Annotated in this window: 6 protein-coding genes; 3 read left to right on the top strand and 3 right to left on the bottom strand. The window is 44.4% G+C overall.

Features of this window, described 5'->3' with window-relative positions; all coding sequences use genetic code 11:
• Window positions 1-188 (top strand): hypothetical protein (locus tag A1D16_RS05880; RefSeq protein ID WP_290708358.1); only part of this gene is annotated, 188 nt, incomplete at its 5' end.
• Here A1D16_RS05880 and A1D16_RS05875 read toward each other — a convergent pair.
• Both A1D16_RS05875 and A1D16_RS05870 read right to left on the bottom strand, forming a co-directional pair.
• Window positions 185-1,093: a hypothetical protein gene (locus tag A1D16_RS05875; RefSeq protein WP_290708357.1), complete on the bottom strand. Its 909-nt coding sequence runs from the start codon at window positions 1,091-1,093 to the stop codon at window positions 185-187. The two genes, A1D16_RS05880 and A1D16_RS05875, sit on opposite strands and share 4 nt — an antisense overlap.
• A 12-nt stretch (window positions 1,094-1,105) precedes the next feature.
• Window positions 1,106-2,065 (bottom strand): GyrI-like domain-containing protein, encoded by a 960-nt coding sequence (locus A1D16_RS05870; protein ID WP_290708356.1) that lies wholly within the window; start codon window positions 2,063-2,065, stop codon window positions 1,106-1,108.
• Between the two features lie 64 nt (window positions 2,066-2,129).
• Between A1D16_RS05870 and A1D16_RS05865 the strand changes: the two genes are divergently transcribed.
• Together A1D16_RS05865 and treA are read left to right on the top strand one after the other, a co-directional pair.
• Window positions 2,130-4,178, top strand: coding sequence for a glycoside hydrolase family 65 protein (locus A1D16_RS05865; protein WP_290708355.1), 2,049 nt, complete (start codon window positions 2,130-2,132; stop codon window positions 4,176-4,178).
• A gap of 10 nt (window positions 4,179-4,188) precedes the next feature.
• Window positions 4,189-5,784: an alpha,alpha-trehalase TreA gene (gene treA, locus A1D16_RS05860; protein ID WP_290708354.1), complete on the top strand. Its 1,596-nt coding sequence runs from the start codon at window positions 4,189-4,191 to the stop codon at window positions 5,782-5,784.
• On the opposite strand, the gene A1D16_RS05855 is transcribed toward treA, so the two are convergent.
• Window positions 5,781-6,315, bottom strand: a 535-nt coding sequence (locus tag A1D16_RS05855) for a carbohydrate kinase family protein (protein ID WP_290708353.1), incomplete at its 5' end; no start/stop codon positions are given. The genes treA and A1D16_RS05855 overlap by 4 nt on opposite strands.

Genomic DNA, 6,315 nt, shown 5'->3' with positions numbered 1-6,315 from the left:
GGCAAGATGCAGGGCAATTGGTTTTATTTCAGTTGCAAGAAAACCAAACATGGATTTGTGAAAATAATCAACCTGCTGTAATTACTGGGCAAATCAGGAATATAAAACCTCTCCGGATAAAAGGAAAAAAATCTTTTGTGTTGGGAAGAAATAATGAGGCCTGCCTTACAATTCAAGAAGAAAACTAGAAAACCGGATAATATAGGTTTAGCGTTACCGTATCATTGTCAGAATATATTTTACTTAAAACAGGGTATTCCTGGTAGGGGATTGCCATACTTCTAAAATTATGATCATCCCGAAATTGTTCCAAAACTTTATACGCTTTATCTATTTCACCAAATTTTCCGTTATACTCCATCATCAGCAGGTTTTTACCATAGGGCATTCGTTTTAGTTGGAAACTGCTGCTAGCACTAAGCTGATTTGGTTTAGTTATACCTATGCTTGCCTTAATAAGAATAGAATCCGTGCTGATTTTTTCAAAATTGCAGATAGATGAACCCTTGGGGCCTGCATTTATTTGATTGGCATATGTCATCAACTTTTGAAAGAGTTGGTATGTTTCCTCTCCTTTTTTTTCTTTACGTACCCTTATTGATCCATATAATAAAGTGCTGTCTTTTACAGTGGTTGTAGTAATACGGTAGCCGTAAAATAATTGTATATCTTTTGTGAATTTTTCCAGATTGGCAGTATTTTGTAAAGCTGCTTTTTCAAGTTGATTTCCGCCGGTTATGTAATTCCACCAACTGGTTTTGTATTGTAAAGATAATCTGGTGAAATACTCATTGCCTGCTTCGGGTACTGCCATCCAGTTGAATTCCTGTGTATTTTTTCCATCACTGAATACATAAGTGGCAATCAATGGGTTTTTTTTCAATTGTCTTAATTGAATTTTTTTCCCATTTGCTAAATGATTATTAAACCATTTGTTTAGGCGATTACTATCTTGAAGTTGCTCAAGAGTTCTTGTAAATGACAGGCCGATCTGAACCTGGTGAGTTGCCGTAGTGTGGAGGTATTGTGTGGCTAAAAGCAGCATTACTACAAGTATAAAAATCACTATAAATAGGGTCGGTCCTTTTTTCATACATTGTCGTCTTTACAAAATTGGCAAACAAACTTTAACCCGTATTTTATCCTCCGGCAGAAAGCCAAACCCGGGAGATAGTAAATCTTCAAATGGCAGCATATAGCTAACCAGTGAGTAATCTTTACGGTATTGATCCAGCGCTTTATAAGCCTTATCAATATCTTTATAAGCACCCTTAAACTCTGCCGTCAGCATTTGTTTGCCTGCTGGCAGGGTCTTTTGCCCGATTCCCAGATCGGGGTGATTTTCCAGCATACAGGATACTACTACTCCGGTAAAAATATGAATACGATTACTATCTGTCGGCTGTTGGTAATAGATGCGCCTGCCAGACCAATCAACCGGGTGTGTTTTTAAATATTGGATGAGATTGTTGAATAATTCCTTTGTTGCAGCTGCCTTTTCGTCGGGTGCAATTGTTTTGGTCATAAACAGGTAACAACTATCTGTTATGGTTTCACGTTTTATTACAAATCCATAAAAACGCTGGGTGTCATTCGTGAAGGTTTCGAGTTCTTTCAGGCTTTCTACAATCTGTTCGTCGATCGGGTCTGGGTCGATCCAGCGTTTCCAGATGGTCCGGTATACAGAAGCTTCCACCAGGCAATGCCCTTTTGCATCGGGATCGGCGGAAATGGTAAAATTTACTCGTCGTTCTACATCATCCGTTTCTACGGCCATACTAATTTGCCCGGGTTTTTGAGAAGCCAGCGCAATTCCGTGGCCTTCCATAAAAAGGCCGGTTTTTTCTCCTTCCAGCACACCGATCTCGGAACTGTCTGCATTCACGAACGGATGAAACCATTTGCGCAGCTGATCGGCCGTTCTAAACTGATCCATCGTACGGGTAAGCGAATAAGGTACCCTTGCGGTACTGCTGAACTGTATGGGTACTGATACGGAGGTTAGTAATACCAGGCCGGTAATACCAAGCAATAAAATGATAATAAACTTCCGGCCTTTTAACATAAATGCTGCTTACATGAAATAGTGTTGGTAAATTTAATATGCAAGCTGCTAAATTCTGCTATATATGAAGAAACAATTTATTTATCTATGGTTGGTGGCCGCTTTTTTGCTAACAGTTGCCCGTGCATTTACACAACCAATCGATCCTTGGAAACTTTCCGTAACAAAACCCGATCCATCGGGGTATTTTGGTATAACAGTAGCCAATGGAATGATCGGGCTGGTATCAGCGCCTGCACCGTTTACCGTTAAAGAAGTGGTTTTGGCCGGCGCATACGATCAGTATGGCCGTGGCAGGGTAAGCAATTTTTTACGAAGTTTTAACCTGCTGAACTGCGCTCTTGAGATTGATGGAAAACTCATGGATAACCGCGAAGTCTCTAATTTTACACAAACACTGGATATGAAAGCCGGTGCCTTTACTGCAAGTTTTGATTATGCAGATAAAGCCAGGGTGGTATACAGCTATTATGCGCTGCGCCACCTTCCTTACACGGTATTGATGGATATCGATATTCAGCCCAAAAAGAATATTTCTGTGCGCGTAGCTAGTATTATGGAGGCTCCGGATGCATTGCGCGATGTGCAGAACTATTACAATGAAATTGATCGCCCCCATGTTGTATTGAGCCTGCTTACATCCTCAGCTAAAAGCCCGGCAGGCAAACTTTTATTATGTGCTTCCAATACTTTTCTGTTTGAAGAGAAACATGGGCATGAACCCCGGGTTATTCACGAAATGTGGGATAATAACCGGCACCTTATGAAATTCAGCAAAGAATTGAAGGCAAATGAAACCTATCGCTTTGCGATTGCAGGTTCATCCATTACTTCAGCGCATCATGATGATCCGCTGAATGAAGCCGAGCGCCTAACCATTTACGCCAGACTGGAAGGCCGGGAACGACTGCTGAAATTTCATGCCCAGGCCTGGAACGAACTCTGGAAAAGCGATATTCTTATTGAGGGAGATGCCCAGGCACAACAAGATATCCACAGCATGCTCTATCACCTGTATTCATTTGCCAGGGAGGGAACCGCTTTTTCGCCTTCACCCATGGGCTTATCCGGTCTGGGCTATAACGGGCATGTTTTCTGGGATACCGAACTATGGATGTTTCCGGCGTTGTTAACCCTCCAACCGGCGATTGCCAAAAGTTTGGTAGAATACCGCTTTCAGCGCCTGGAAGCTGCCCGGCGAAATGCATTTTCAAAAGGCTTCCGGGGTGCCATGTTCCCCTGGGAAAGTGCAGATTCCGGTGTAGAAGAGACCCCCGTTTGGGCATTAAGCGGACCATTTGAACATCATATCACTGCCTGCGTGGCAATTGCTGCCTGGAATTATTATTGCGTTACACAGGATAAAAACTGGTTGCGGAACAAAGGATATCCGATATTATCAGAAACGGCCGATTTCTGGGCAAGCCGCGTAGAACGGGCAGGCCCGGGGCAATACAATATCAACAATGTGGTTGCGGCGGATGAATGGGCTGAAAATGTCGATAACAATGCTTTTACCAATGCTGCGGCGAAAGCAAATCTTCGATTTGCCACTGAAGCGGCAAAATTACTGGGGCTTAGCCCAAATCCGGACTGGGCGCTGGTGGCATCCAATATTCCGATCCTCAAATTTCCGGATGGGGTTACCCGCGAGCATGCCAGCTACCAGGGCAAAGGAATCAAACAGGCTGATGTGAACCTGCTTTCCTACCCGTTAAAGGAAATTACAGATCCCCTGCTTATTCGGAAAGACCTGGAATACTATGAGCAGCGCGTACCTGATCAAGGCACACCTGCTATGACCCAGGCCGTTTTTACAACACTCTATGCCCGCCTGGGCGACAGGAATAAAGCCTTACATTGGTTTAGAGACTCCTACCTGCCTAACCTCAATCCGCCCTTCAGAGTAATAGCAGAAACGAAAGGAGGAACCAACCCTTATTTTGCTACAGGTGCCGGCGGCGTTCTGCAAAGTGTGCTGATGGGATTCGGTGGATTGGAGATTACCCCAAACGGAATTGTGCAGCTTAAATCTGTATTGCCGGCTCACTGGAAAAAACTAACGATTACAGGTGTAGGGCCGGATAAGAAAACTTTTGTAGTTCAACAATAAAAAATCGCCTATGTATACACGTTATACTATTTTGTTGTTAACAGCGCTGCTGCTGGCCGGAGGTCTGACTTCGCAGGATAGTCTCCCTAAATCGCCAGATCAGCTATATGCTGAACTGTTTGCGGATGTGCAGATGGCCAGAATTTTCCCGGATAGTAAAACCTTTGCAGATTGTATTCCTAAAAAAGATCCGGCGGAAATTTTAAAATCTTATCGTGCAGCAAAAAATAACCCGGCTCTGCGTTTCTCGCTAGCTTTATTTGTAGAAGAAAATTTTAGTCAGCCGGCTAATCGCGCACCGGCTTACAACTCCAATCCCAATCAATCCATAACAGAGCATATCCAGGGCTTGTGGAAATTGCTGAGAAGAGACAGTGACTCGGCAGTGAAAGGTTCTTCGCTGCTTGCATTGCCTCATTCCTATATAGTGCCCGGTGGCAGGTTCAGGGAAATTTATTATTGGGATTCCTATTTCACCCTGCTGGGCCTCAAGGAAAGCAGGGAATTTGAAATAATGGAAAATATGATCGACAATTTTGCTTACCTGATTAATAAATACGGGCATATCCCGAATGGAAACCGGACTTATTACCTCAGCCGTTCTCAACCACCTTTTTTTACCCAAATGGTAGAATTGCTGGCTTCTGTAAAAGGGGACCAGGTAATTTTACAGTACCTGCCTGCTATGGAAAAGGAATACCAATACTGGATGGAGGGGGCTGCCCAGGCAAAAAAGGGACAGCCAGTTAAGCGGGTAGTGATACTGCCGGATGAATCCATCCTTAACAGGTATTGGGATGAATTGGCCACCCCGCGCCCGGAAAGCTACCGGGAGGATATTGAAACCGCCAATAAATCGTCCAGGAACAAAACCAGGGTATACCAGCAGCTCCGTGCAGGTGCAGCCAGCGGGTGGGATTTCAGCAGCCGCTGGTTGGCAGATGGCAAAACATTAGCCACCATCGAAACCGCTGATATTATCCCGGTAGACCTCAACAGCCTGCTTGTAGGAGTGGAGAACAGCCTGGCAAGAGCCTACAAAATTGCCAAGCAGGATTCTATGGCTATGCAATTCGAAACCGCCGCTGAAAAAAGACAAACGGCTATTGAAAAATATTGCTGGAGTAAAGAACTGAAATTTTATACAGATTATAATTTCCGCAAAGCAGCGCTGACCAAACAGATAACCCCTGCGGGGCTTTTTCCCTTCGTGTTTTTTTCGCATAAGCAGGGTTATTTAAGCCTGCTTGCCCGACAAGCGGCTATGGTGGTTCAGGAGAAATTATTACAACCGGGAGGATTGCAAACCAGTGTACAAACAACCGGCGAGCAATGGGATGCACCCAATGGCTGGGCGCCCCTTCAATGGATGGCTGTTAAAGGATTGGCAAGAAGTGGACAAATAGGGCTTGCGAAAGAAATTGCACAACGATGGACCCGCCTGAACGAAAAAGTGTACAAGGAAAACGGAAAGCTGATGGAAAAATACAACGTAGTAGATTTAACCCTGCCGGCAGGAGGAGGGGAATATGCGGCACAAGATGGTTTCGGCTGGACGAACGGTGTTTACCTTGCATTAATTGCCTGGCTCAAACAACCGGTTTAATCCAATTCCCCTTTCAGTCGGCGCGCCGCTGTATGGAGAGCCAGCTCAATAGCCTTATCTATCGCCTGCCCATTTAGCCAGGCATGTACAAAGCCTGCCCAAAAGCTATCGCCCGCACCAGTGCTGTCCTTTACCTCTACCGGTAAGGCCTCCCTGAACTGCCAGTTTTGATCCTGCACTTTATACCAGACTCCTTCACTGCCACAGGTAAGACAGGAAACAGTTGTTTGAAAGTTTGACAAAAATTCCTTGGCCGACTCAATACTTTGAGGAGTGCCCAGGAAACGACTTGCATCGTCAAGGCTTAGTTTTAATAAGGGACGAAAAGAAAGAATGGCTTTAAAAATCAGGGAAGCATTGTTTTCCGGCCCCCATATTTTTTCGGCATAATTCCAATCCACACTCAGTTGAATTCCTGCAACACTTGCCTGCTTAATAGCTGTTAGAATATGGGTTTGTGCAGGTTCTTTACTCATACCGAATGCCGTGGTATGTAACAATGATGCATTTACAAACCAGGTTGGGTCAATT

It is taken from the genome of Flavihumibacter sp. CACIAM 22H1 (assembly GCF_001601815.1).
In the GTDB taxonomy this organism is placed as follows: Bacteria; Bacteroidota; Bacteroidia; order Chitinophagales; family Chitinophagaceae; genus Flavihumibacter.
Note: the sequence above shows the minus strand (reverse complement) of the source record. Positions and strands in the feature narration are given on the sequence as shown.